The following is a 24818-nucleotide window of genomic DNA, read 5'->3' as shown; positions in this document are numbered from 1 at the left end:
GCGTCATGCCGCAGTACCTGCTCACGATCTACCAGCCCGACGGCGAGGTGCCCCCGCCCGAGTTCCTGGAGCCGGTCATGCGGGACCTCGCGGTGCTCAACCGGGAGATGCAGGACGCCGGCGCGTGGGTCTTCGCGGGCGGGCTGCACCCGCCGGAGACCGCGACGGTGCTGCGCACCACCGGGGACGACGTGCTGATGACCGACGGCCCGTACGTGGAGGCCAAGGAGCACGTCGGCGGGTTCACCGTGATCGAGGCCGCCGACCTCGACGCGGCCCTGGAGTGGGGGCGCAGGCTGGCGCGGGTCCTGGCGCCGCTGCCGATCGAGGTCCGACCCTTCCAGGACAGCCCCGGGCCGGCCGCCGCGTCGTGACCGGGGAGCCGGAGACCGCCGGGACGCCGCTCACGGCGGTCGAGCAGGTCTTCCGCGAGAGCTCCGGCCGCGCGGTCGCCGTCCTCACCCGCCTCCTCGGCGACATCGACGCCGCCGAGGAGGCGGTGCAGGACGCGTTCACCACCGCGGTCGCGCGGTGGCCGGCCGAGGGCGTGCCGCCGAGCCCGGCCGGCTGGATCGTCACCACCGCGCGCAACCGGGCCATCGACCGGCTGCGGCGCGAGTCCTCCCGCGACGTCCGCCACCGCGCCGCGGCCCTGCTGCACGACCCCGACCCGCCGCCCGAGGAGGGCGCCGTGCGCGACGACCGGCTGCGGATGCTCTTCACCTGCTGCCACCCCGCCCTGGCCCCGGCCGCCCGGGTGGCGCTGACCCTGCGGCTGGTCGGCGGGCTGACCACCGCGGAGATCGCGCACGCCTTCCTCGTGCCCGAGGCGACGATGGCGCAGCGGCTGGTCCGGGCCAAGACCAAGATCCGGGCCGCCCGGATCCCCTACCGGGTGCCGGCCGAGGCCGACCTGCCCGACCGGCTGGGCGGCGTCCTGGCCGTCGTCTACCTGGTCTTCACCGAGGGGCACACGGCCTCGACCGGCGACCGGCTGGTGCGCCCCGACCTCTGCGCCGAGGCCGTCCGGCTGGGCCGGGAGCTGGCCGAGCTGATGCCCGACGAGCCGGAGGTGCTGGGGCTGCTGGCGCTGATGCTGCTGGTCGAGTCCCGGCGCCCGGCCCGGACCACCCCCGAGGGCGAGCTGGTGCCGCTGGCCGAGCAGGACCGCCGCCGGTGGGACACCGCACTCGTGGCCGAGGGACAGGACCTGGTCCGCCGCTGCCTGCGCCGGGGCGCACCCGGGCCCTACCAGGTGCAGGCGGCGATCCAGGCGGTCCACAGCGACGCCCCGACCGCCGCGGACACCGACTGGCGGCAGGTGCTGGCCCTCTACGACCAGTTGCTGGTGCTGGCGCCGAGCCCCGTGGTCGCGCTCAACCGGGCGGTCGCGGTGGGCGAGGTCGAGGGCCCGGCGGCGGCGCTGGCGCTGGTCGAGGAGCTCGACCTCCCCCGTCACCACCTGCGGGCGGCCGTCCGGGCCGACCTGCTGCGGCGGCTGGGCCGGCCGGAGGCAGCTGCGGCCGCCTACGGCGAGGCGATCGAGCTCGCCGGCAACGCCACCGAGCGGGCGTTCCTCGAGCGCCGGCGGGCGGCGGTCAGTCCCAGGAGCGGCGCTGCTTCTTGAGCTGCCCGCGCTCCTTCTTGGCCTGGATCCGCCGTTCCTGGGAGCCCTTCGTCGGCCTCGTCCGGCGGCGGGCCGGAGGCGGCGCGGCGAGCGCGGCGCGCAGGACGGCGGCCAGCCGCTCGCGGGCCGCCTGCCGGTTGCGCAGTTGCTGGCGGTGCTCGCTCGCGGCCACCGTCAGGACGCCGTCCACCAGCCGGCCGCCGAGCCGCTCGGCCAGCCGCTGCCGCTGCGTCGCGGTCAGTCCCGGCAGTTCCAGCGGGGCGACCGACAGCTCGACCCGGGAGTCGGCGGTGTTGACGCCCTGCCCGCCGGGACCCGAGGACCGGGAGAACCGCCAGCCGAGCGCGGCGGCGGGCACGACGACGGAACCGGTGACCGCGAGGTCGCCGGCGGCGTCGTCCGCGGCAGGCACGTGATCATCCTGGCGCAGCGTGCCGCCCGCCGCCGCCGCGGCGTGCGGTCCGCGACCGGTTCGGGTGCCGCCGCGCTGATCCCGTGTCCCGGGCGACGGGCCCGGGGCGCGCGGAACGCCGTCCGCGTGCCACGCTGCCGCGCATGACCGCGGCCGACCCGGCCTCCCGGGTCCGCTCCCCCCTCGTCCTCGCGGCGGCCCTCCTCACCGTCGCCGCCTGCGTCTCGGCGGCCCGGGGGTGGCCGCTGCCGAGCCGCACGGCCTCGGGGTGGCACGTCGCCCACGTCGCGCACTCGCTGCTCGCCCTGGTGACCGGCGCGGCCCTCGTGTGCCTGGGCGCGGCCACCGGCCTGGTGCGCCCCGACCGGCTCGGGTCCCGCACGGCCGCGGGCGTCTGGGTGGTGCTGACCGCCGTCGCCGCAGTGCTGCTCGGCTGGCACGACCTGCTGGTCGGCGCCCTCGGCGACACCGGGGCGACCGGCGTGCCCGACGTCGACGGACTGCTGACCTTCGCCGCGGCGCTGGGTGCGGGCCTGGCGACGCGCCGGCTCGGCTGGCCGGCGCAGCTGTCCGCCGTCCTGGGCACCGCAGTGGTCACGCTGCCGCTGATCGGACTCGGCTGGTCGCTCAGCGACGGGACGACGGGGGTGCTCACCGCGCTGAGCGGCGGGCTCTACGCGGTCACCGTGTTCGGGGTGCTGCCCGTGATGGTCGCGGTGGCGCTCAGCCGCGCCGCCGTTCCGCGGTCGGCACCCCCGCCGCGGTCATGACGGCGACGGAGTCCCTCCCCCTGGCCGCCGCCCTGGCCGCCGGCCCGGTCGTGCTCGACGGCGGGCTGGCCACCCAGCTGGAGGCGCAGGGCCACGACCTGTCCTCGGCGCTGTGGTCGGCCCGGCTGCTGCGCGACGACCCGGCAGCGGTGGTCGCGGCGCACGCCGCCTTCGCCGCGGCCGGGGCGCAGGTCGCGACGACGGCCAGCTACCAGGCCTCCGTCGAGGGGTTCGAGGCCGCCGGGGTGGACGCGCGCCGGGCGCGGCGACTGATCGCGTCGTCGGTCGCCCTGGCCCGGGAGGGGCAGGGCGGGGGCTGGGTCGCGGGGTCGGTCGGCCCGTACGGCGCGGTGCTGGCCGACGGGTCGGAGTACACCGGCGCCTACGTGGCCGAGCTGGACGTGGCCGCGTTGCGCGCCTTCCACCGGCCGCGGATGCGGCTGCTCGCCGAGGCCGGGGCCGACGTGTTGGCCTGCGAGACCGTGCCCGCGGCCGCCGAGGCGGGCGCCCTGGTCGCCGAAGCGGTGCGCCTCGGGGTGCCCATCTGGCTGTCGCTGACCACGGTGCTCGACGCCGACGGCGTGCCGCGCACCCGGCGGGGCGAGCCGGCCGCCGACGTGTACGCGCTGGTGGCCGGCGTCGACGAGGTGGTCGCCGTCGGGGTCAACTGCACCGCGCCGTCCGCCGTCGGGCCCACGCTGGCCGCCGCGGCCGCGGCCGGCAAGCCGCTGGTGGCCTACCCCAACAGCGGCGAGGCCTGGGACGCCGCGGCCCGCCGCTGGACCGGCTCGCCCGGGATCGACGCCGCCGCGGTGCCGGGCTGGGTGGCCGCCGGCGCGCGGCTGGTCGGCGGCTGCTGCCGCGTCCGCCCCGCCGACATCGCCCGGCTCGCCTCCGCCCTGGCGACGTGATGGAGCGCCCCGGTGCAGGGTCCCGCGCGAGCCTGCGAGCGGAGGGGGGCACCGGGGTCCTCGTCAGAGGATCGGCTTGCCGCCGGTGACCGCGACCCGGGCGCCGGAGACGTAGGAGGCCTCGTCGCCGGCCAGCATCACGTAGACCGGGGCCAGCTCGGCGGGCTGGGCGGCGCGGCCGATCGGCACCTGCTCCCCGAAGCTCTCCACCTTCTCCTCGGGCATGGTCGCCGGGATCAGCGGCGTCCAGACCGGGCCCGGGGCGACGCTGTTGGCCCGGATGCCCTTCTCCGCGAGCATCTGGGCCAGCGAGGCGGTGAAGTTGGCGATGCCGGCCTTGGTCATGGCGTAGGCGATCAGGTGCGGGCTGGGCTGGTCGGAGTTCACCGACGACGAGTTGATGATCGAGGCCCCCGGCTGCATGTGCGGGACGGCGTCCTTGCACAGGGTGAACATCGCCGAGAGGTTGAGCGCGAGGGTGTGGTCCCACTCCTCGTCGGAGATCTCCTCGATCGACTCGTGGCTCATCTGGAACGCGGCGTTGTTGACCAGGACGTCGATCTTCCCGAACGCCTCCACCGCCGTGGGCACGATGGTCTTGGCGTGCGCCCGGTCGGCGAGGTCGCCGGCGACGAGCACGCACTTCCGGCCGGCCTGCTCCACGTACGTCGCCGTGTCCTGCGCGTCCTCGTGCTCGTTCAGGTAGGAGATGAGCACGTCGGCGCCCTCGCGGGCGAAGGCGATGGCGACCGCCCGGCCGATGCCGCTGTCGCCGCCGGTGATCACCGCCGCCTTGCCGGCCAGCCGGCCCGACCCGCGGTAGCTCTCCTCGCCGTGGTCGGGCCTGGGGGTCATCTCCCCGAGCGTGCCGGGGACGTCCTGCTGCTGGGCGGGCTGGGACTCGGGTCGAGGTGACGACATGGCGCTCCTCCGGCGGATCAGCGTGCGCCGGGGCCCCGTCGGCCCGGCGTCCTCCCCGCCGCCTACCCGGCGCACGCCGCGCGGAACCCGACCTCGGGCAGCCCGCGGGACCGACGCCCGCGCGGGGAGCGCGACCGGGAGCTGCCGGCGCATCGCCAGGCGCCGCCGTCCGGTGCCGTCCGCCCGGGGTGGCGCCCGGGAAGGTCTCCGCGATCGGGCACGCTGTCCCCCACGATGACCGCGACCGCCCCGCCCCTCCTCGACGACTCCGCCGACCTCACCGCCCTGCGCGCGCTGGGCGCCGACCCCGACGACCTGTTCACCCAGTTCGCCGCCTGGGCCGAGGCCGGCGGCACGCCGCTGTACCCGGCGCAGGAGGAGGCGCTGATCGAGCTGGTCAGCGGCGCGAACGTCGTCCTGGCCACACCGACCGGCTCCGGCAAGTCGCTGGTCGCCACCGGGGCGCAGTACGCGGCGCTCGCCGCGGGACGGCGCAGCTGGTACACCGCGCCGATCAAGGCGCTGGTCAGCGAGAAGTTCTTCGCCCTCTGCGGGGTGTTCGGAGCGGCCAACGTCGGCATGCTCACCGGCGACGCGAGCGTCAACGCCGGGGCGCCGATCATCGCCTGCACCGCCGAGGTGCTGGCCAACACCGCGCTGCGCGAGGGTGCGGACGCCGACGTCGGCCTCGTGGTCATGGACGAGTTCCACTTCTACGGCGACCCCGACCGCGGCTGGGCCTGGCAGGTGCCGCTGCTGGAGCTGCCCAGGGCGCAGTTCCTGCTGATGAGCGCCACGCTCGGCGACGTCACCGCGCTGCGCGAGGACCTCACCCGCCGGACCGGGCGGCCGACCGCGCTGGTGGCCAACGCCGAGCGGCCGGTGCCGCTGCACCACTACTACGCGACCACGCCGATGCACGAGACGATCCAGGAGCTCCTGGACACCCGGCAGGCGCCGGTCTACGTCGTCCACTTCACCCAGGCCTCGGCGCTGGAGCGGGCGCAGGCGCTGATGAGCGTCAACGTGTGCACCAAGGAGGAGAAGGCGGCGATCGCCGAGACGATCGGCGGCTTCCGGTTCACGTCCGCCTTCGGGACGACGCTGTCGCGGCTGGTCCGCCACGGGATCGGCGTCCACCACGCCGGGATGCTGCCCAAGTACCGGCGGCTGGTGGAGCAGCTGGCCCAGGCCGGCCTGCTCAAGGTCATCTGCGGGACCGACACCCTCGGCGTCGGCATCAACGTGCCGATCCGGACCGTCGTCTTCTCCGCGCTGTCCAAGTACGACGGCACCCGTACCCGGCTGCTCAACGCCCGCGAGTTCCACCAGATCGCCGGCCGGGCGGGGCGGGCGGGCTACGACACCGCCGGCACCGTCGTCGTCCAGGCGCCCGAGCACGAGGTGGAGAACCTCAAGCAGTTCGCCAAGGTCGCCGACGACCCGAAGAAGCGCCGCAAGCTGGTCCGGCGCAAGGTGCCCGAGGGCATGGTGCCGTGGTCGGAGGCCACCATGAAGCGGCTGGTGGAGGCCGACCCCGAGCCGCTCACCAGCAACATGCGGGTGTCGACGGCGATGGTCCTCGACGTCGTCGACCGCCCGGGCGACCCGTTCGTCGCCATGAGGCGGCTGCTCACCGACAACCACGAGCCGCGCAAGCGCCAGCTGCGGCACATCCGCGAGGCCGTCGGCATCGCCCGCTCGCTGCTGCAGGCCGGCGTCCTGGAGCGGCTCGAGCACCCGGACGCCGACGGCCGCCGGTACCGGCTGACGGTCGACCTGCCGCCGGACTTCGCGCTCAACCAGCCCCTGTCGACCTTCGCGCTGGCCGCCATCGAGCTGCTGGACCCGGCCGGCGACACCTATCCGCTGGACGTCGTCAGCGTCATCGAGGCCACGCTCGACGACCCGCGGCAGATCCTGGCCGCGCAGCTGAACAAGGCGCGCGGTGAGGCCGTGGCGCAGATGAAGGCCGAGGGCGTCGAGTACGACGAGCGGATCGAGCTGCTCGACGACGTCACCTACCCCAAGCCGCTCGAGGAACTGCTCGAGCACGCCTTCGAGGTGTACGTGCGCAGCAACCCGTGGGCCGCCGACGCGCACCTCTCGCCGAAGTCCGTCGTCCGGGAGATGTGGGAGCGGGCGTTCACCTTCCGCGAGTTCGTCAACACCTACGGGCTGACCCGCGCGGAGGGCGCGGTGCTGCGCTACCTCTCCGACGCGTTCAAGGCGCTGCGCTCCGGCGTCCCGGCGGCCGCCCGCACCGAGGAGGTCACCGACCTCGTGGAGTGGCTGGGCGAGCTGGTGCGGCAGGTGGACTCCAGCCTGCTCGACGAGTGGGAGCAGCTGACCAGCTCCGACCAGCCGCTGGACGAGCCGGTCGCGGTGCCGGTCCGGCCGCGGCCGCTCACCGGCAACGAGCGGGCGTTCACCGCGATGGTGCGCAACGCGCTGTTCCGCCGGGTCGAGCTCTGGGCGCGCCGCCGGTGGTACGACCTCGGTGAGCTCGACGCCGGCTCGGGCTGGGACGCCGACCGCTGGGGCGAGGTGGTGCAGGCCTACTTCGCCGAGCACGCGGAGGTGAACACCGGCGCGGACGCCCGCGGGCCCGCACTGCTGATCTGGGACAAGAGCGGACCCGGCGTCTGGCGGGTCCGGCAGATCGTCGACGACCCGGCCGGCGACCACGACTGGGGCCTCGACGTGGAGGTCGACCTCGACGCCTCCGACGAGGAGGGCGTCGTCGTGCTGCGCCTGGTGGACGCCGGCCGGAAGGACTGAGGAGGGATCCGTCGCCCGGGTAGTACGCCCGGGTCGTAGGACGTCGCCGGGCATGAGGCGGGTCACACCCCCGTTGGCGTCGGCGGCGCCGCGTGTCGTGCCAGGCTCGAGGCGATGACCGGCTGGGAGATGCTCGCCGTCGCCGCCGCGGGGATGGCGGCCGGCGGCATCAACGCCGTCGTCGGCTCCGGCACCCTGGTCACCTTCCCGGTGCTGCTGGCCGTCGGGCTGCCGCCGGTGACCGCCACGATCACCAACTCCCTCGGCCTGGTGCCGGGCAACCTCACCGGCTCGATCGGCTACCGGCGCGAGCTGCGCGGGCAGCGCGGCCTGCTGCTGCGGCTGCTGCCGGCCTCGGTCCTGGGCGCGCTCACCGGCGCCTTCCTCCTGCTGCACCTGCCGGCCTCGGCGTTCGAGGCGGTGGTCCCGGTGCTGGTCGGGCTGGCGGTCGTGCTGGTCGCCGTCCAGCCGCCGCTCCAGCGGGCGCTGGCCCGGCGCCGGGCCGACGACGACGGATCGCCGCCCGGCCGCGGCCGGCTGGCCGCGCTGTTCGCCGGCGCCTACGCCACGGGCAGCTACGGCGGCTACTTCGCCGCCAGCCAGGGCGTGCTGCAGATCGGCATCTTCGGCCTGCTGCTGCACGAGTCGCTGCAGCGGCTCAACGCGCTCAAGAACGTGCTGACCCTGGCCGTGAACGCGGTGGCCGCGGCGGCCTACGTGGTCGTCGCCACCGACCGGGTCGACTGGCCCGCGGCCGGGCTGGTGGCCGCCGGGGCGCTGCTCGGCGGGTACCTCGGGGCGCGGTTCGGCCGGCGGCTGCCCTCGGCGGTCCTGCGGACGGCGATCGTCGTCCTCGGCTGCGTCGCCATCGCCGTCCTGCTGAGCCGGTGACCGGCCCGGTCCGCCACCCGCGCCGGGCGGGCGGCAAGCTGGAACCCGTGACGGCAGCCGAGCGCTTCGACGACGCCCTCCGGACCGCGCCCCCCGAGCTGGCCGCACCCGCGCTGCTGCCCGCCCGGCTGGCCCGCGCCTGCGCGGGTGCCCTCGGGGTCGACGGCGCCGGGCTGAGCCTGCACGTCGGCGCGCTGCGGACCCCGATCGGCGCCAGCGACGAGGTCACCGCGCACGCCGAGCGCCAGCAGTTCACCCTCGGCGACGGCCCCTGCCTGCGGGCGCACGACGACGGCTCGACCATCGCCTTCGACGAGGACGACATCGCCCGCAACTGGCCCGAGCTGTGGCGCTCGATCGTCGCGGACACGCCCTACCGGGCGGTGCTCTCGGTGCCGCTGCCACCGCCGCTGGGCCCGCTCCTGGTGCTCGACCTCTACGTGCGCAACCCCTCGGCGCTGCCCCGGCTGGACCGCTCCGACGTCGCCACCGTCGCCGCGCGGACCACCCACGAGCTCGCGCTCACCGTCAGCGGGCCGGAGTTCCCCGACGACGGCAGCGGCTGGCTCGACGGGCCGGACGCCCGGCGGCGGGCCCGGGTGTGGCAGGCGATGGGGCTGGTCGGCGTCGAGTTCGACCTCGACGGCCCCGACGCCATCGCGGTCATGCAGGCGGCGGCGCTCGCCTCCGGCCGGGTCGTGGACGACGTCGCCGACGACCTGGTGGCCGGCCGGCTGACCCCGGCCGAGCTCTGGCCCGAACAGGTCGCCGAGGACGACGCCGGGTGAGCCCACCGGAGTTCGCGTTCCTCCTCCTCGCCGGCATCGGGGCGGGCCTCACCGGCAGCATCGCCGGCCTCGCGTCGCTGATCAGCTACCCCGCGCTGCTGGCCACCGGGATCCCGCCGGTGACGGCCAACGTCACCAACACCGTCTCGCTGGTGCTCAACAGCGTCGGCTCGGTCAGCGCCTCGCGTCCGGAGCTGCGCGGCCAGGGCCGGCGGCTGCTCCGGCTGTCCGCGGGCGCGCTGCTCGGCGGCGGCGCCGGCGCCGCCCTCCTGCTGCTGACGCCGTCGGAGGCGTTCGAGCGGATCGTGCCGTGGCTGATCGCCGGGGCGTCGATCGCCCTCCTGGTCCAGCGGCCGCCCCGCGAGCTGGCCGCCGAGGGCGCCCGCACCCACCCCACCCACCAGGACCCCTGGTGGCTGCCGCTGGGCACGTTCGCGGTCGCCGTCTACGGCGGCTACTTCGGCGCCGCGGCCGGCGTCATGATGCTGGCGATGTACCTGCTCTCGACCGGCGAGGGCCTGCCCACCGGGAACGCGCTGAAGAACGTGCTGCTCGGCATGGCCAACGCCGTGGCGGCGGTCGGCTTCATCGTCCTCGCGCCGGTCGCGTGGTCGGCGGCGATCCCGCTGGCCATCGGCCTGTTCGTCGGCGGCCGGCTCGGCCCGCGGGTGGTCCGCCGGGCTCCGCAGACGGCCCTGCGCCGGCTGATCGCCGTCGCCGGCCTCGGGCTGGCCGCGACCCTGGCGGTGCAGGCCTACGCCTGAGCCGCGGTGCGGCGCGGCGGCGGCCGGTCAGCTGACGAAGGCGGCGAGGAAGAGGACGAAGGAGGCGGCCAGCAGGAGCAGCCGGGCCGGCGTCAGGCCGTTGATCAGGTTGGCCGTCGCCTCGACCCACGCCGGGCGGATGCCCGCCTCGCGGGCGCCCCGGCGGACCAGCCGGACCTCGTCGGCGAGCAGGGCACCGGCCGCGCCCAGCATGGCCAGGCCGACGGTGAGGAAGACCAGCGCCAGCCGCTCGGCGAACGCCTCGGCCACCCCGGCCAGCAGGAAGACGCTGACCAGCCCGGCGACCAGGCCCAGCACCGCGCCGAACGCCGGCGCCCACGGCCCCATCCGGGTCAGCGGGCCCGGCCGGCGCGGGCCCACCCGTGGTCGCGGCGGCACCGGGACGGTGGGCTGGGGGGCGGAGGTCGGCTCCGCACGGTCACCCGCCGGCGCCGGCCGGTCGGGGGCCGGCGCCGGCGGGGTGGCGACGGGGATGGGCCCGGTGGCCGCGGGCCCGGGCTGTGCGGGCCCGGGCTGAGCGGGCGCGGGCTGCTCGGGTGCGGGCTGGGCGGGCGCGGGCTGCGCCGCCGTGGCCCCGGCGGGGACGGCGGGCAGCTCGGCGGTCGACGGGTTCGGGGTGCGCGGGGCCTCGGTCATCGGGCCCACGCTATGCGGCGCTGCCGACGCGGCCCGGGAGGGCCCCGGGACGTGTCGACACGTCGCCGTGTCGACCACCGGCCCCGGCCGACACGGCCGGTACCAGCGGTACTAGCCCGAAGGTCCTATGGAGACCATTCCCACCCGTATTGGACGCTGCTCCCGCCGGCAGGACCGGCGCGAGGCGAGCGGCAACGGAGCCGTTCCGGTACGTGGGGGAATCGAGAACGGCGCCACGTACCCGCCTCCGAGACGAGGAGACCGTCGTGACCGTGATCTCCGTTCCGCAGGACTTCAACGAGGACGATCTGTACGTCGATCTCCAGCCGATCTTCGACCAGTCGCTGTTCCTGAAGTGCGAGGGCTTCAACTTCGCCGGGTCGATCAAGGTCAAGGCCGCGACCGAGATGGTCGAGGCCGCCGAGCGGAACGGCCTGCTGTGCCCCGACTCGATCCTCGTCGAGTCCTCGTCCGGGAACCTGGGCGTGGCGCTGAGCATGATCGCGGCCAGCAAGGGCTACCGGTTCCTGTGCGTCACAGACCAGCGGTGCAACCTGCCGACCCGGCTGCTGATGGAGGCGCTGGGCAGCGAGGTGCACGTGATCACCGAGCCGCACCCGGTCGGCGGCTTCCTCGGCGCCCGGCTGGACTACGTCCGCGCCCTGTGCGACTCGGACTCCCGGTACGTGTGGCTGAACCAGTACACGAACGACGGCAACTGGCAGGCGCACTTCCGCACGACCGCACCGGCCATCACGCGGCAGTTCCCGATGCTCGACGTCCTCTTCGTGGGGGCCGGCACGACCGGCACCCTGATGGGCTGCGCGCGGTTCTTCGCCGAGTGGCGCCGGCCCGTCCGCGTGGTCGCGGTCGACGCCGTGGGATCGGTCTCCTTCGGCGCTCCGCCCGCCCGGCGGATGATCCCGGGCCTGGGCATGAGCGTCCACCCGCCACTGCTCGACCGCTCCTACGTCGACGACGTGGTGTGGGTCGAGGAGGCCGACGCCATCCGGGCCTGCCACCGCCTCGCCCGGCGCGGATTCCTGTTCGGCGGCTCGACCGGGACGGTGGTCAGCGGCGCGCTGCGCTGGCTGTCGGAGCACAGCGGGGAGCACCTCACCGCGGTCGCCATCGGGCCCGACCTCGGCGAGCGGTACCTCGACACGATCTACCAGACCAACTGGCTGCGGGACCTCTACGGCGAGGACGTGCTGGCCGACGGCGGCGGCGCCGTGCCGGCTCGCGCCGTCCCCCAGCCGCGGCCCCCCGAGGACGACCGGGCGCACGGTGCCGTCAACGGCTCCCTCATCCCCTGACCTGCGCCGCGCCCGAGGAGTCCACGTGCTGGGGAGAACGGTCGAGCCCGCCGACCTGACGGAGTCCGTCCCCGCGCAGGGGGCACGTCCCGCGGCGGCGGCGCCGCCGCTCGCCGACCGGCTGGCCGAGGTGCTGGCCGAGGTGCTGGAGGTCGAGCACGTGCCACCGGACGGCGACTTCTTCGCCGACCTCGGTGCCGACTCGATGCTGATGACCCGCTTCTGCGCCCGCGTGCGCAAGCGGGCCGATCTGCCGTCGGTCTCGATCAAGGACGTCTACCAGTACCCGACCGTCGGGCGGCTCGCCGCGGCGCTCGCCCCGGCTGCCGCGCCCGCCGTCCCGGAGCCCGCCGGGCCGGTGGCCGCCGACCGGTCGCTCGCCGACCGGCTGGCCGGGGTGCTGTCCGGGGTGCTGGAGGGCGCGCCGGTGCCCCCCGACAGCCAGTTCTTCGACGACCTGGGCGCCGACTCGCTGGTGATGGCCCAGTTCTGCGCGCGGATCCGCAAGGACCCCGAGCTGCCCCCGGTCTCGATCAAGGACGTCTACCAGCACCCCACCGTCGCGCTGCTCGCCGCGGCGCTGGCCCCCGCGCCGTCGCCCACCCAGCAGGCCCTCGCCGACGTGCTGGCCGAGGTCGTCGGCGGACCGGTGACCGCCGACAGCCACTTCTTCGACGACCTCGGCGCCGACTCGCTGGTGATGGCCCAGTTCTGCGCGCGGGTCCGCAAGCACGCCGGGCTGCCCTCGGTCTCGATCAAGGACGTCTACCAGCACCCCACCATCCGCGAGCTGGCCGGCGCGCTCGTCCCGACGACCCCGGCGGAGGTCCCGGCCGCAGCGGCGCCGCTCCCCTCCGCGGCGCCGGTCGCGCGCCGGGCGACCACGACGGAGTACCTGCTCTGCGGGGCGCTGCAGGTCCTGGTCTTCCTCGGGTACACGTTCCTGACCTCGTACGTGGTCATGGTGGGCTTCGACTGGATCTCCGAGGGCGGGGGCCTGCTCGACGACTACCTGCGGTCGGTCGTGGTCGCCGGCGGCACCTTCCTCGGCATGTGCCTCCTGCCGATCCTCGCCAAGTGGGTGCTCGTCGGCCGCACCAGGCCCCAGCAGATCCGCATCTGGAGCCTGGCCTACGTCCGCTTCTGGACGGTCAAGACGCTGGTGCGGGCCAACCCGCTGGTCCTGTTCTTCGTCGGCTCCCCGCTGCACGCCCTCTACCTGCGGGCGCTCGGCGCACGGATCGGGCCCGGGGTCGTGATCATGAGCAAGCAGATCCCCGCCGCCCCCGACCTGCTGACCGTCGGCGCCGGCACGGTGATCCGCCGGGACGTGGTCTTCACCTGCTACCGGGCCCAGGCCGGCGTCATCGAGACCGGCACGGTCACCATCGGGGCCGGCGCCGTCATCGGCGACGCCGCGGTGCTCGACATCGACACCGGCGTGGGCGACGGCGCCCAGCTCGGCCACCGCTCCTCCCTGCACCGCGGGCAGGCGGTGCCCGACGGCGAGCGGTGGCACGGTTCCCCGGCGCAGCGGACCGACGTGGACTACCGGCTGGTGGAGCCGGCCCGGTGCGGCGCCCTGCGCCGGATCGTGTACTCCGTCGTGTCGCTGCTGAACGTCGTCCTCGTCACCCTGCCGCTGAGCCTGGGTGCCGTGGCGCTGCTCACCGTCGTCTTCCCCGACATCGCGGCCCTGCTGGAGGCGGGTCCGCACGCCTTCGCGGAGGTGTCGTTCTACGTCACCACGCTGGAGGTCTCCACCGCGCTGTTCTTCGGCGGGATCGTGTTCGCCCTGCTCTTCGTGGTCACGGTGCCCCGCCTGCTGCACGTTGTCATGCGGCCGGACAAGGTCTACCCCCTGTACGGCTTCCACTACTCGATCCACCGGACGATCGCCCGGCTGACCAACGTCAAGGTGTTCGGGACCCTCTTCGGGGACAGCTCCTACATCGTCCACTACCTGCGGGGCCTGGGTTACGACCTCGGCCGGGTCGTGCAGACCGGCTCCAACTTCGGCACCGGCGTCCGGCACGAGACCCCGTACCTGGTGTCCGTGGGCAGCGGGACGATGGTCGCCGACGGGCTGTCGGTCATGAACGCCGACTACTCCAGCACGTCGTTCCGCGTCTCCCGCGCGACGATCGGGGCCCGCAGCTTCCTCGGCAACGGGATCGTCTACCCCTCACGGGCGCGGACCGGCGACAACGTCATGCTGGCCACGAAGGTCCTCATCCCGATCGAGGGACCGGTCCGGCAGGACGTCGGGCTGCTGGGCTCCCCCGCCTTCGAGATCCCACGGACGGTCGACCGGGACGCGGAGTTCGACCCGATCACGAACGACCTGAGCCGCCACCTGGCCGCCAAGAACCGGTACAACCTGCGCACCATCGGCGTGTTCCTGCTGGTCGGGTGGCTGCAGTTCACCGGCATCACGCTCATCGGGCTGTCCGCCACCGAGCTCCACCACGACTTCGCCACCACGGCGGTCGCGGGCGCATCGCTGGCGACGGTCGCGTTCAACCTCTCCTTCGGCACCCTCGTCGAGTGGGTCAACCTGCGGTTCCGCCCGCTGACCCCGCAGTTCTGCTCGATCTACGACCCGTACTTCTGGTGGCACGAGCGCTACTGGAAGCTGCTGATGAGCCCCAAGATCCTCAACGGCACGCCGCTGAAGGGCCCGATGTGGCGCCTGCTCGGCGTCCGGATCGGCCGGCGGGTGTACGACGACGGCTGCGACATCCCGGAGCGCACGCTGGTCACCATCGGGGACGACGCCACGCTCAACGGTGGGGCGTGGCTGCAGTGCCACTCGCAGGAGGACGGCGCCTTCAAGTCCGGCCGCATCACCGTCGGCGCCGGCGTCACGGTCGGGATCTCCGCGTGGGTCCACTACGGCGCCACGGTCGGCGACGGCGCGGAGCTCGTGGCCGACTCCTTCCTGATGAAGGGCGAGGAGGTCCCGCCGGAGGCGCGCTGGGGCGGGAACCCGGCCGTGGAGCTGGGACCGGAGACCGCTCGCCCGGCGCTCGCGGCGGCCCCGACGCCCGCGCTCCCCACCCCGCGCGACGGCGAGGCCCCGATCCCGGTCCAGGTCCCGGTCCAGGTCCCGCGGCACCGCCACCGGGCTCCCCGCCGATCGCCGTCCGCCGTCCCGACGCAGAGGGGCAGGCACCGATGACGCTGTCGACGGAGACCGGCCGCGCGTACTGGCGGGACGTGCTCCTCGAGGGCGGCTCGACGGCGCTCCCCCGGTGGACGGCGGCTCCGGTACCGGGCTCCGCCGAGATCCGGGCGACGCTGCCCGGCGACCTGCAGGCGGCGGTCGCCCGGCGGGCCGGCGAACTGGGCGTCCCGGTGCGCACGGTGCTGCTGGCGGTGCACGCGAAGGTGCTCGCCGCGCTGTCCGGCGAGGCCGACGTCGTCACCCGGTACGTCGCGGGCGGCCGGACCCTGCCCTGCCGGCTGTCCGCCGGCCCCGGCAGCTGGCGGGCGCTGGTCCGCGACGCGCACCGGGCCGAGTCGGAGCTGCTGGCGCACGCGGACTTCCCCGTCGACGCGCTGCTCGCGGAACTCGGCACCGCCGGGCCGTCGTCGGAGGCGGTCTTCGACCCGACCGGTGCGGGTGCCGTCGACGACGCCGTGCTGCAGGTGGCGGTGGACGGCGGTCTGCGGCTGCGGGTCCGGACCGACGCGCTCGACGCCGGCTGCGCGGCCCGGATCGCGGGGTACCACCGCACCGCACTGGAGCTGCTGGCCGCCGACCCGGACGCCGAGCACGGGCGGCAGAGCCTGCTGTCGGCCGAGGAGCTCGACGTCCAGCTCGACGAGCTGGCCGGCCCCGCCCGCGAGCTGCCCGACCGGCGCTGGCACGAGCTGGTCGAGGCCCGGGCGGCCGCGGCTCCCGACGCCGTCGCCGCCGTGCTCGGGGACCGGCGGTGGACCTACCGCGAGCTGAACGCGCGGGCCAACCAGCTGGGCCGGGCCCTGCTGGCCCGGGGCCTGCGCCGGGAGGGCGTGGTCGCGGTCGTGACCGAACGCGACCTGGACTGGATGGCCGCCGTCCTCGCCGTCGCCAAGGCCGGGGGCGCCTACCTGCCGATCGAGCCGCACTTCCCCGCCGACCGCATCGCCACCACCCTCACCCGCGCCGGGTGCGAGCTGGTGCTGACCGAGGCCGGCAGCACCGCCGCCCTCGACGAGGCGCTGGCGTCGCTGCCCGGCGTGCGGTCGGTGCGGGTCGACGCGGCCTGCGCGGAGGGGCACGCGGACACCGACCTCGGGATCGCGGTCGCACCGGACCAGCTGGCCTACGTCTACTTCACCTCCGGCTCCACCGGGCAGCCCAAGGGCGCCATGTGCGAGCACGCCGGGATGCTCAACCACCTGTTCGCCAAGATCGACGACCTCGGGATCGGCGAGGGGCAGGTGGTCGCCCAGACCGCGCCGCAGTGCTTCGACATCTCGCTGTGGCAGCTGGTGTCCGCGCTCCTCGTCGGCGGCCGCACCCTGCTGGTGCCGCAGGACGTGGTCCTCGACGTCGAGCGGTTCGTCGACACGGTCGTCGAGGGTCGGGTCTCGGTGCTGCAGGTCGTGCCGTCCTACCTCGAGGTCGTGCTCGCCTACCTGGAGGCGCACCCGCGCGAGCTCCCCGACCTGCGCTGCGTCTCGGTCACCGGGGAGGCGCTCAAGCGGGAGCTGGCGCAGCGCTGGTTCGCCACCGCGCCCGGCATCGCCCTGGTCAACGCCTACGGGCTCACCGAGACCTCCGACGACACCAACCACGAGGTCATGCACCGGGCGCCCGACGGCGACCGCGTACCGCTGGGCCCCCCGATCGCCAACGTGCAGGTGCGGATCGTCGACGAGCACCTCTCCCCGGTGCCGCTGGGCGCCCCGGGCGAGATCGTCTTCGCCGGGGTGTGCGTGGGCCGCGGCTACGTCAACGACCCCGACCGCACCCGTGCGGCGTTCCTGCCCGACCCGCTGCGCGAGGGGCAGTGGCTGTACCGCAGCGGGGACCACGGCCGCTGGCGCCCGGACGGGAAGCTGGAGTTCCTCGGCCGCCGGGACAACCAGGTCAAGATCGCCGGCTTCCGCATCGAGATCGGCGAGATCGAGAACGCGCTGCTGCGGGCGCCCGGGGTCCGGGACGGCGCCGTGGTCGTCGCGGGCGGAGGCGGCCAGACCCGTCGGCTCGTGGCGTTCTGCACGGGCCCCCGCCCGCTGGATGCCGACCAGCTCGGCGAGCACCTGGCGCGGTCCCTGCCGGCGTACATGGTGCCGTCGGTCCTGCACTGGCGGACGAGCCTGCCGCTGACCCCGAACGGCAAGACCGACCGCAAGGCGCTGACCGCGCTGGCCGGGGAGCTGGCGGAGCTGGCCGAACCGGCCGGGCCCGCGGCTCCGCGCACCCCGGCCGAGCAGCGGCTGGCCGCGGCCTGGGCCCAGGTGCTCGGCGTGCCGATCGACCGGATCGGCCGGCACGACTCCTTCTTCGACCTCGGCGGCACGTCCCTGTCGGCGGTGAAGCTGGCGATCGCGTTGGACCGCGCCGTGACCCTGAAGGACGTCGTCCGCGTGCCGGTCCTGGCCGAGCTCGCCGAGCTGCTGCCCACCCCCTGAGCCCGACCCGGAGGAACCGCCATGTCGACCCTGTCCCTGCTCGACCTGGACCTGCGCGAGGGGGCGGTCGCGGTGCTGCGGGCCGAGGCCGGCGGGAACGCCTCGGGCTGGGCGTCCGCGCACCGCGAGGCGCTGCGCGCGGTCGTCGTCGAGCGCGGCGCCGTCCTCGTCCGCGGCCTCGGCCTGGGCGACGCCGACGGCACCGCCGCCGTGCTGGCGCGGCTGACCGACCGCGTGCAGGTGGAGCTGGAGGCCTTCGCGCCCCGGCAGCCGCTCACCGGCGGCCTCTACTCCTCGACGCCGTGGCCGGCCAACCAGCCCATGTGCATGCACCACGAGCTCAGCTACGCCCTCGAGGTCCCCGGCCTGCTGGCGTTCACCTGCCTGTCCGCGCCCACGACCGGGGGTGCGACCGCGCTGGCGGACGCCCCCACGGTGCTGGCCGCGCTGCCGGCCGGGCTGGTCGAGCGCGTCGAGCGGGAGGGCTGGCTGCTGGTCCGCAGCTACAACGACGAGATCGGCGCCTCGCTGGCCGAGGCCTTCGGCACCGACGAGCGCGAGGCGGTGGAGGCCTACTGCCGCGCGCACGCCATCGAGACCGACTGGCAGCCGGACGGCTCGCTGCGCACCCGGCAGCGGCGGCGAGGCGTCGTCCGCCACCCGGTGACCGGCGTGCGGTGCTGGTTCAACCAGATCGCGTTCCTCAACGAGTGGACCCTCGCCCCCGAGGTGCGCGAGTACCTCGTCGACGTCTACGGCGAGGACGGGCTGCCGTTCACCACCCGCTACGGCGACGGGGAGCCCATCGGCGAGGACGTCGTCGCGGAGATCAACGCGGTGTACGAGTCCGCCACCGTCCGCGAGCCGTGGCAGGCCGGTGACCTGCTGCTGGTCGACAACGTCCGGACGGCGCACAGCCGCGAGCCCTTCGAGGGCCCCCGCGAGGTGGTCGTCGCGCTGGCCGACCCGGTGCGCCTGCTCGGCTGGTCCCCGACGGAGGAGGGAGCACCCCGATGACCACCGTCCCGCACGCCACCGTGCCGGCGTTCGCCGTCGTGCCCGGAGCGCAGGTCAGCTCCGCGCTGGAGGGCCGCGAGAAGGAGCTGGTGGAGCTGGTGGAGGCCACCTACCGGCTGCACGCCGCCGGGGCCTCGGTGAACCCGCCCTCGTACTTCCTGCGGTTCCCCGACCGCCCGAGCGCCCGGATCATCGCGCTGCCCGCCTCGATCGGCGGGGAGATCCGCGTCGACGGGATCAAGTGGATCTCCAGCTTCCCGGAGAACGTGTCGGCCGGGATCCCCCGCGCCTCCGCCGTCCTGGTGCTCAACGACCACGACACCGGATATCCGTTCGCGTGCCTGGAGGCCTCGGTCATCAGCGCCACGCGCACCGCCGCCTCGGCGGCGTCGGCGGCGGACTGGCTCAGCCGGGGGCGTGTCCGGCCGGCCCGGATCGGGTTCTTCGGGGTCGGGCTGATCGCCCGCTTCGTGCACACGTTCCTCGCCGGCACCGGCTGGTCCTTCGACGAGATCGGCGTGTACGACACCTCGCCCGAGAGCGCGGCCGGCTTCCGCGGCTACCTCGACCGCGCCGGCACGCCCGGCCGGGTCACCGTGTACGACGACCCCGAGCAGCTGGTCCGCGGCAGCGACCTGGTGGTGTTCGCGACGGTCGCGGCCCGCCCGCACGTCACCGACGTGTCCTGGTTCGACCACGCCCCGGTCGTCCTGCACGTCTCGCTGCGCGACCTGGCGCCGGAGGTGCTGCTGACGGCCACCAACGTCGTCGACGACGTGGAACACTGCCTCAAGGCCGAGACCTCCCCGCACCTGGCCGAACAGCTCACCGGCAACCGGGACTTCCTCGCCGGCACCCTCGCCGACGTGATGGACGGCCGGGTGCCGGTGCCGGCCGACCGGACGGTCGTCTTCTCGCCGTTCGGTCTCGGCGTGCTCGACCTCGCCGTCGGCAAGTTCGTCTACGACGAGGTCCTGCGCAGCGGTTCCCTGCGAACCGTCGACGGGTTCTTCTCCGAGCTCCGCCGTTACGGATGACCGGTGCCGACCCGTGGACGCGATGGTCCCGCCGCTGGCGCCCGGCGTCGCCCAGGTGTGGTGGGCCCGGGCCGAGGAAGCCCGCCCGGAGCACGACGACCTGCTGACGCCCGCTGACCGGTTGCGGCGGTCGAGGCTGCGGCGCGCCGCGGACCGCCGCCGGTCGACGGTGGCCACCGCGGTGGTCCGCCTCGTCCTGGGCGCGCACGCCGCCGCCGCGCCCACGGCGCTGTGGATCGACCGCACCTGCGCACGGTGCGGCGGGCAGCACGGCCGGCCCTGGCTGCCGGAGGCGCCGGAGCTGCACTTCTCGGTCTCCCACTCCTCGGGCTGCGTCGCCGTCGCGGTGTGCCGGGACGGCCTCGTCGGGATCGACGTCGAGGAGGTCGGGCTCTACGACGAGGACGAGCTGACCTGCATCGCCGGGCAGGCGCTCGCCCCGGAGGAGCAGGCGGAGCTGGCCCGCCAGCCGCTGCGGGCCCGCCCGGAGGCGTTCACCACCTACTGGACCCGGAAGGAGGCCCTGGTCAAGGCGACCGGCGAGGGCCTGGCGACGCCGCTGGACCAGCTGGTCGTCTCACCGCCCTGGGCGCCGCCGCGGGTGCTGCGCTGGGCCGGCCACGACGACGCGGGGCTGGCGCTGCACCCGCTGGACCCGCCCCCCGGCCTGGTGGCCGCGCTGGCCGTCGTCGGCGCGGCCGAGGTCCGGGTGGAGGAGTGCTCCGCCCGGGGGCTGCTCGATCAGACCAGCCTGCGGCTGCCCGGGGCCACCACCCGCAGCCAGCGGTGCCCGTAGCCCTCGAGGGCCAGCTCCACCCCGCCGTCCTCCCCCACGGCCTCCTGGCCGGCCTGCAGCAGGTCCACGAGCAGGTGCTCGGCTCCGCAGTCGTCCAGGGTGACCGGCACCTGCCGCGGCTCGGGTCCGAGGTTGTGGACGGCGACCAGGGCGCCGTCGTCCCAGCTGCAGAGGTGGGCCAGGACCTCGGCGTGCGGCTGGTCGAGGACCGTGTACGTCCCCCAGCCCAGCTCCGGGGACTCCCGGTAGCGGCGGATCAGCAGCTTCATGAACGACAGCAGCGAGTCCGGGTCGTGCCGCTGGGCGGCGACGTTGACGAACTCCGGGGCGAACCCGCCGTCGACCACCGGGCCGGGCAGCCGGTCGGGGTCGGCGGTGGAGAAGCCGCCGTTGGCCTCGGCGGTCCACTGCATCGGCGTCCGGACGGCGAGCCGGCCCTCGGCGTCGAGGTCCTCGCCCATGCCGATCTCCTCGCCGTAGAAGAGCACCGGCGTCCCCGGCAGGGAGAACAGCAGGCTGTAGACCATCCGCACCCGCCGCGGGTCGCCGTCCAGCATCGGCGGCAGCCGGCGGCGCAGCCCCCGGCCGTAGACCTGCATCCGTTCCTCGGGGCCGAAGGCGGCGAACACCTCCTTGCGCTCGTCCTCCGACAGCTTGTCGAGGGTGAGCTCGTCGTGGTTGCGGACGAAGGTGGCCCACTGGCTGTCCGGTGAGACGGCGGGGCGCTCGGTGAGGGCGGTGCGCAGCGGCTCGGCGTCGGCCCGCGCGAGGGACAGGTAGAGAGCCTGCATGCCGATGAAGTCGAACAGCATCGTCAGCTCGTCGCCGTCCGGTCCGCCGAAGAACTCCAGCTGCTGCTCGTGCGGCAGGTTCACCTCGCCGAGCAGGATGCCGTCACCGGTGCGCCGGCCCAGCAACTGCCGCAGGGCGCGCAGGTACTGGTGCGGGTCGGGGAGGGCGTCGGCGTCGTCCGGCTCCACCTCGAGGAAGAAGGGGACGGCGTCGACGCGGAACCCCGACAGCCCGAGCTGCAGCCAGAAGCCCATGATCTTGGCGACCTCGTCGCGGACCCGCGGCTCGCTGACGTTCAGGTCGGGCTGCTCCTTGTAGAAGCGGTGCTGGTACCACTCCTCCGTCGCCTCGTTGTAGGTCCAGGTGCTGTCCTCCTGGTCGGGGAAGACCACCTGGTCGGAGGTGTCCGGCGGCTCGTCGTCCCGCCAGACGTAGAAGTCGTGGAACGGGTCGTCCCGGCTCTGCCGGGCCCGCTGGAACCACGGGTGCTGGATCGAGGTGTGGTTGACGACCAGGTCGGCGATCACCCGCATGCCGCGGTCGCGCGCCGTCCGGATGACCTCCACCAGGTCGCCGTGGGTGCCCAGCCGGGGGTCGACGCCGTAGAAGTCGGTGATGTCGTACCCGTCGTCGCGCTCGGCGGTCGGGTAGAAGGGCATGAGCCACACACACGTGACGCCGAGGTCGGCGAGGTGGTCGATGCGCTGCGCCAGGCCCTCGAAGTCGCCGCAGCCGTCGCCGTTCCAGTCCAGGTAGGTCTCGACGTCCAGGCAGTAGACGACGGCGGTCTTCCACCAGAGGTCGCTCGTGTCGGTGATGCGCATGGCGGGGTCCTCTCCCTGGGGTGCCCCGTCCCTACCGCAGATCGCCCGCCGGTGCGACCTCCGCGTCGTTCACCAGTTGGAAGAGGACGTGGTCCTGCCAGCGCCCGGCGATGCGCAGGTAGCGCGGTGCGAGGCCGATCCGCTGGAAGCCGTTGTGCCGGAGCACGGCCTGCGAGGCGTGGTTGTGCACGAGGGTGCCGGCCTCGAGGCGGTGCAGCCCGCCCTCGCCGAACGCGTGCCGCACCATCGCCGCCACAGCCGCGCTCGCCACGCCGCGGCCGGTGACGTGCCGGGCCACCCAGTAGCCGAGGACGCCGGAGAGGAACGGCCCACGGACGATGTTGTTCACCGTGACGCGGCCGACCGGTTCCCCGTCGAGCAGGACCACCCCGGGCAGGACGGCGCCCTCCCGGTACCGGTCGAGGGCCGTGACGGCCTCGGCGCGCTGGTACTCCTCGGTGGCGTAGTCGGCAGGGCGCTCGGGATCCCACGGGGCGAGGTGCTCGCGGTTGGCGGCCAGCAGGCGCGCCAGCGCGGGGGCGTCGTCCGCGGTGACCATGCGCACGGCGACGTCCACGCCGTCGCGACCTGGGCGGGGCGCGCTCACTCGCCGAGCCGCTCCAGCAGGACGGCCACGCGCACGCGGGCCGCGGCGAGATCCGGCCGGCCGCACCCCGTGTGGCGGTTGAGCAGCTCGGCCGCCCGGCGCAGGTCCGGCGCCGACATCGGCTCGCCAGCGTTGACCCGCCGGACCACGTCGTCCACCTCGTCCATGCCGCCCCCCGTCTCCCGTGTCGATCTCTTCTTCGCCGCACCCGTCCCCGGTGGATGCGGCGGCGTCCCCGCCCGGTCAGGCGATGCCGGCGGGCTGCGGTTCCTGCGCCGGGCGGCGCGGCCCGGCGGGACCCGGCGGGTCGACGGCCACGGCCGGACCGGGCGTGGTGACGTCGAGCCGCGGCAGGACCTTCTCGCCGAAGGCGTCGAGGAAGGCGATCTGGTCGCCACCGACCTGGTGCAGGTAGACGTCGTCGAAGCCGAGCTCGACGTACTCGGCGATCCAGGCGGCGTGCTGGCCGAGGTCGGCGGAGACGCGGACGGCGCCGGTGACGGCCTCGGGGGTCACGTGCGCGCTGGCCTGCTCGAAGGCCGCAGGGCTGTCGAGGTCCCAGCACAGCGGTGGGGGGAAGACGTTGCTGCGCCACTGGTCGTGGGCCTGCGCCAGCGCGCGGTCCGGGTCGGGGTCCCAGCTGACGTGGACCTGGAGGACGAGCTTGCCCTGGCCGCCGGCGTCCCGGTAGGCGGCGATCATCTCGCGCAGCTTGTCGTGCGGCTGGTTGATCGTGACCAGGCCGTCGGCCCAGTCCGCGCCCCTGCGCGCGGTGGCCACGCTCACCGCCGGGGCGATGAGGGCGGGCTGCTGCTCCGGCAGGGTGTAGACGCGGGCGCGGTCGACGGTGACCAGCCCGTCGTGGCTGACCTCCTCCCCCGCCAGCAGCGCCCGGATGACGTCGACGCACTCCCGCAGCCGGGCGTCACGCTGCTCCTTGCGCGGCCACTTGTCTCCGGTGACGTGCTCGTTCATCGCCTCGCCGCTGCCCAGGGCGACCCAGAACCGGCCGGGGAACATGGCGCCGAGGGTGGCGATCGCCTGGGCGACGATCACCGGGTGGTAGCGCTGGCCGGGGGCGTTGACCGCGCCGAACGGCAGGCCCGTCGTGGCGAGCGCCGCGCCGAGCCAGGACCACGCGAAGCCGGAGTGGCCCTGCCGCGGGTTCCACGGCGTGAGGTGGTCGGAGCACATGGCGGCCGTGAAGCCCACCTGCTCGGCGTGCTGCACGGCCCGCAGGAGTTCGCCGGGGTGCACCTGCTCGTGCGAGTTGTGGAACCCGATCACCGTCATGTCCGGCCCCTACCCCGCCTCCCCCGGCCTCTACCTGTGCGCTCGGACGTACTGCCGTTTCCGGACGACCCGCGGCGGCAGAAGGGTGGTGGGTCGTCGGCGGGGTCGGGTGCCGGCGGTGGCTCGGGTGGGGGTTCGGTCAGGACCCGGCTGCCGGTGAGGGACGGATTCGGTTCCGGTCGATGGCCGGGTGGTCGGGTGGTGCGGGTGACCCCGCTGGGGTGGTCACCGACAGCACCCCGTCGGGGGTGATCGCGTAGCTCCAGCCCGGCGCGTGGGTCTTGAGCCGGTGGTGGCGGCGGCACAGGCAGCTCAGGTTCGCGCACGACGTCGCCCCGCCGCGGGCGTGCGGGATCACGTGGTCCAGGTCGGCCCAGCCGGCGGCGTTGGCACAGCCGGGGTGGCGGCGGCAGGTGCGGTCCCGGGTCTCGATCCAGCGGCGTTGCGCGTCCGACGGGGTGTAGCGGTCCACCGGTGGCGGCCGGTCCAGCACCGGACAGCGGCAGCCGGTGTGGCCGTGGGTGGGGCAGCCGCGGCGGGCGATCCGCTCGAGCTCGCGGCGGGTGGTGGTGGCCCGCAGCGCCCCACCGGCGTCGGTGATCGCGATGGTCAGGGTGCCGCCGGCCGGCGCTGGCCAGGGCGTGCGGCAGCTTGGCGACCAGCTCGGACATGCCGTCCCCGACCGGCCGGACGGTCACGTTCGCGCCGCGGGCGGCGTCCCGGCGGCGCCGGTCGGCGGCCCCGGCGTCCCGCGCGGCCAGCTCGGCCTGCACGGCCGCGATCAGCCGGCGGATCGACAGCCGCCCGGCCCGGGGCAGCACCGCCGCCTTCACCTGAGCGATGATCGCCGGATCGGTGGCGCGGGCCTTCCAGCCCAGCTCGCCGGCGATCGCCCGGGCCCGCGGCCAGTCCAGCCGGCCCTCGGCGGGTGTGTCAGCTGGCCTGTGTAAGTGCCTGACTCGGTGATGGGTCAGGCCAGGTCGAGCCGG

The 24818-nt window shown here is 75.0% G+C and carries 23 protein-coding genes; 15 read left to right on the top strand and 8 right to left on the bottom strand.

What is annotated here, in order from left to right; all coding sequences use genetic code 11:
* Positions 1 to 5 precede the first annotated feature (5 nt).
* Together MY526_RS19810 and MY526_RS19805 are read left to right on the top strand one after the other, a co-directional pair.
* Positions 6 to 374, top strand: coding sequence for a YciI family protein (locus MY526_RS19810; protein WP_436694582.1), 369 nt, complete (start codon positions 6 to 8; stop codon positions 372 to 374).
* Entirely contained in the window at positions 371 to 1627 is a 1257-nt protein-coding gene (locus tag MY526_RS19805) for an RNA polymerase sigma factor (RefSeq protein WP_436704890.1), read from the top strand. Before MY526_RS19810 ends, MY526_RS19805 begins: the two co-directional genes overlap by 4 nt.
* Here the strand turns inward: MY526_RS19805 and arfB are convergent.
* Positions 1599 to 2039 (bottom strand): alternative ribosome rescue aminoacyl-tRNA hydrolase ArfB, encoded by a 441-nt coding sequence (arfB, locus tag MY526_RS19800; protein WP_436694580.1) that lies wholly within the window; start codon positions 2037 to 2039, stop codon positions 1599 to 1601. The genes MY526_RS19805 and arfB overlap by 29 nt on opposite strands.
* 143 nt (positions 2040 to 2182) lie before the next feature.
* Between arfB and MY526_RS19795 the strand changes: the two genes are divergently transcribed.
* The gene (locus MY526_RS19795; protein ID WP_436704889.1) at positions 2183 to 2809 is read left to right on the top strand and encodes a hypothetical protein; all 627 of its coding nucleotides are present in this window, start codon (positions 2183 to 2185) and stop codon (positions 2807 to 2809) included.
* The gene (gene mmuM, locus MY526_RS19790; protein ID WP_436694578.1) at positions 2806 to 3720 is read left to right on the top strand and encodes a homocysteine S-methyltransferase; all 915 of its coding nucleotides are present in this window, start codon (positions 2806 to 2808) and stop codon (positions 3718 to 3720) included. The genes MY526_RS19795 and mmuM overlap by 4 nt, the downstream gene beginning before the upstream one ends.
* A gap of 63 nt (positions 3721 to 3783) precedes the next feature.
* Here the strand turns inward: mmuM and MY526_RS19785 are convergent, their stop codons facing one another.
* Positions 3784 to 4641, bottom strand: coding sequence for an SDR family oxidoreductase (locus MY526_RS19785; RefSeq protein ID WP_436694577.1), 858 nt, complete (start codon positions 4639 to 4641; stop codon positions 3784 to 3786).
* A gap of 234 nt (positions 4642 to 4875) precedes the next feature.
* Between MY526_RS19785 and MY526_RS19780 the strand changes: the two genes are divergently transcribed.
* The 4 genes from MY526_RS19780 to MY526_RS19765 all read left to right on the top strand — a co-directional run bounded on the left by MY526_RS19780 (position 4876) and on the right by MY526_RS19765 (position 9865).
* Complete coding sequence (locus MY526_RS19780; protein ID WP_436704888.1) at positions 4876 to 7422, top strand: DEAD/DEAH box helicase; 2547 nt, start codon at positions 4876 to 4878, stop codon at positions 7420 to 7422.
* Positions 7423 to 7536: 114 nt separating this feature from the next.
* Positions 7537 to 8313 carry a sulfite exporter TauE/SafE family protein gene (locus tag MY526_RS19775; protein ID WP_436704887.1) on the top strand — a complete coding sequence of 259 codons (777 nt, stop codon included), beginning with the start codon at positions 7537 to 7539 and terminating at the stop codon, positions 8311 to 8313.
* A 47-nt stretch (positions 8314 to 8360) separates the two neighbouring features.
* Entirely contained in the window at positions 8361 to 9101 is a 741-nt protein-coding gene (locus MY526_RS19770) for a hypothetical protein (RefSeq protein WP_436694574.1), read from the top strand.
* A complete protein-coding gene (locus tag MY526_RS19765; protein WP_436694573.1) occupies positions 9098 to 9865 on the top strand; it encodes a sulfite exporter TauE/SafE family protein in 768 nt (255 codons plus the stop codon). Before MY526_RS19770 ends, MY526_RS19765 begins: the two co-directional genes overlap by 4 nt.
* A 27-nt stretch (positions 9866 to 9892) precedes the next feature.
* Here the strand turns inward: MY526_RS19765 and MY526_RS19760 are convergent, their stop codons facing one another.
* Positions 9893 to 10522 (bottom strand): hypothetical protein, encoded by a 630-nt coding sequence (locus MY526_RS19760; RefSeq protein WP_436704886.1) that lies wholly within the window; start codon positions 10520 to 10522, stop codon positions 9893 to 9895.
* Positions 10523 to 10788: 266 nt separating this feature from the next.
* On the opposite strand from MY526_RS19760, the gene sbnA reads away from it, so the two are divergent.
* The 6 genes from sbnA to MY526_RS19730 are packed head-to-tail and all read left to right on the top strand — an operon-like array spanning position 10789 to position 20313.
* On the top strand, positions 10789 to 11838 hold the full coding sequence (sbnA, locus tag MY526_RS19755) for a 2,3-diaminopropionate biosynthesis protein SbnA (RefSeq protein WP_436695791.1): 1050 nt from the start codon (positions 10789 to 10791) through the stop codon (positions 11836 to 11838).
* A gap of 25 nt (positions 11839 to 11863) precedes the next feature.
* Positions 11864 to 15019 carry a Pls/PosA family non-ribosomal peptide synthetase gene (locus MY526_RS19750; protein WP_436704885.1) on the top strand — a complete coding sequence of 1052 codons (3156 nt, stop codon included), beginning with the start codon at positions 11864 to 11866 and terminating at the stop codon, positions 15017 to 15019.
* On the top strand, positions 15016 to 17463 hold the full coding sequence (locus MY526_RS19745) for a non-ribosomal peptide synthetase (protein WP_436695789.1): 2448 nt from the start codon (positions 15016 to 15018) through the stop codon (positions 17461 to 17463). The genes MY526_RS19750 and MY526_RS19745 overlap by 4 nt, the downstream gene beginning before the upstream one ends.
* Positions 17464 to 17484: 21 nt before the next feature.
* Positions 17485 to 18480 carry a TauD/TfdA family dioxygenase gene (locus MY526_RS19740; RefSeq protein WP_436704884.1) on the top strand — a complete coding sequence of 332 codons (996 nt, stop codon included), beginning with the start codon at positions 17485 to 17487 and terminating at the stop codon, positions 18478 to 18480.
* Positions 18477 to 19517: a 2,3-diaminopropionate biosynthesis protein SbnB gene (sbnB, locus tag MY526_RS19735; protein ID WP_436695787.1), complete on the top strand. Its 1041-nt coding sequence runs from the start codon at positions 18477 to 18479 to the stop codon at positions 19515 to 19517. Before MY526_RS19740 ends, sbnB begins: the two co-directional genes overlap by 4 nt.
* Positions 19518 to 19539: 22 nt before the next feature.
* A complete protein-coding gene (locus MY526_RS19730) occupies positions 19540 to 20313 on the top strand; it encodes a 4'-phosphopantetheinyl transferase family protein (RefSeq protein WP_436695792.1) in 774 nt (257 codons plus the stop codon).
* On the opposite strand, the gene MY526_RS19725 is transcribed toward MY526_RS19730, so the two are convergent.
* The 5 genes from MY526_RS19725 to MY526_RS19705 form a co-directional block, all read right to left on the bottom strand.
* A complete protein-coding gene (locus MY526_RS19725; RefSeq protein WP_436695786.1) occupies positions 20259 to 21929 on the bottom strand; it encodes an alpha-amylase family protein in 1671 nt (556 codons plus the stop codon). The genes MY526_RS19730 and MY526_RS19725 overlap by 55 nt on opposite strands.
* Before the next feature lie 31 nt (positions 21930 to 21960).
* Entirely contained in the window at positions 21961 to 22506 is a 546-nt protein-coding gene (locus MY526_RS19720; protein WP_436695785.1) for a GNAT family N-acetyltransferase, read from the bottom strand.
* Between the two features lie 26 nt (positions 22507 to 22532).
* Entirely contained in the window at positions 22533 to 22703 is a 171-nt protein-coding gene (locus MY526_RS19715) for a hypothetical protein (protein ID WP_436695784.1), read from the bottom strand.
* 76 nt (positions 22704 to 22779) lie between these two features.
* Complete coding sequence (locus MY526_RS19710) at positions 22780 to 23829, bottom strand: TIGR03885 family FMN-dependent LLM class oxidoreductase (RefSeq protein WP_436695783.1); 1050 nt, start codon at positions 23827 to 23829, stop codon at positions 22780 to 22782.
* A 139-nt stretch (positions 23830 to 23968) separates the two neighbouring features.
* A complete protein-coding gene (locus tag MY526_RS19705) occupies positions 23969 to 24301 on the bottom strand; it encodes an HNH endonuclease signature motif containing protein (RefSeq protein WP_436704883.1) in 333 nt (110 codons plus the stop codon).
* Positions 24302 to 24498: 197 nt separating this feature from the next.
* Here MY526_RS19705 and MY526_RS19700 point away from each other — a divergent pair, with 197 nt between their 5' ends.
* Positions 24499 to 24666, top strand: a complete 168-nt coding sequence (locus tag MY526_RS19700) for a hypothetical protein (RefSeq protein WP_436704882.1) — start codon at positions 24499 to 24501, stop codon at positions 24664 to 24666.
* The last annotated feature ends 152 nt before the right edge of the window (positions 24667 to 24818 follow it).

It is taken from the genome of Geodermatophilus sp. CPCC 205761 (assembly GCF_051383655.1).
Taxonomy (GTDB): domain Bacteria; phylum Actinomycetota; class Actinomycetes; order Mycobacteriales; family Geodermatophilaceae; genus Geodermatophilus.
This window is presented reverse-complemented; position numbering and strand designations above follow the sequence as displayed.

Coding starts and splice junctions, on each gene's coding strand:
- MY526_RS19810 (WP_436694582.1), top strand. CDS start 6: ATGCCGCAGTACCTGCTCACGATCTACCAGCCCGACGGCGAGGTGCCC.
- MY526_RS19795 (WP_436704889.1), top strand. CDS start 2,183: ATGACCGCGGCCGACCCGGCCTCCCGGGTCCGCTCCCCCCTCGTCCTC.
- mmuM (WP_436694578.1), top strand. CDS start 2,806: ATGACGGCGACGGAGTCCCTCCCCCTGGCCGCCGCCCTGGCCGCCGGC.
- MY526_RS19785 (WP_436694577.1), bottom strand. CDS start 4,641: ATGTCGTCACCTCGACCCGAGTCCCAGCCCGCCCAGCAGCAGGACGTC.
- MY526_RS19780 (WP_436704888.1), top strand. CDS start 4,876: ATGACCGCGACCGCCCCGCCCCTCCTCGACGACTCCGCCGACCTCACC.
- MY526_RS19775 (WP_436704887.1), top strand. CDS start 7,537: ATGACCGGCTGGGAGATGCTCGCCGTCGCCGCCGCGGGGATGGCGGCC.
- MY526_RS19760 (WP_436704886.1), bottom strand. CDS start 10,522: ATGACCGAGGCCCCGCGCACCCCGAACCCGTCGACCGCCGAGCTGCCC.
- MY526_RS19745 (WP_436695789.1), top strand. CDS start 15,016: ATGACGCTGTCGACGGAGACCGGCCGCGCGTACTGGCGGGACGTGCTC.
- MY526_RS19740 (WP_436704884.1), top strand. CDS start 17,485: ATGTCGACCCTGTCCCTGCTCGACCTGGACCTGCGCGAGGGGGCGGTC.
- sbnB (WP_436695787.1), top strand. CDS start 18,477: ATGACCACCGTCCCGCACGCCACCGTGCCGGCGTTCGCCGTCGTGCCC.
- MY526_RS19730 (WP_436695792.1), top strand. CDS start 19,540: ATGGTCCCGCCGCTGGCGCCCGGCGTCGCCCAGGTGTGGTGGGCCCGG.
- MY526_RS19725 (WP_436695786.1), bottom strand. CDS start 21,929: ATGCGCATCACCGACACGAGCGACCTCTGGTGGAAGACCGCCGTCGTC.
- MY526_RS19715 (WP_436695784.1), bottom strand. CDS start 22,703: ATGGACGAGGTGGACGACGTGGTCCGGCGGGTCAACGCTGGCGAGCCG.
- MY526_RS19710 (WP_436695783.1), bottom strand. CDS start 23,829: ATGACGGTGATCGGGTTCCACAACTCGCACGAGCAGGTGCACCCCGGC.
- MY526_RS19700 (WP_436704882.1), top strand. CDS start 24,499: ATGCCGTCCCCGACCGGCCGGACGGTCACGTTCGCGCCGCGGGCGGCG.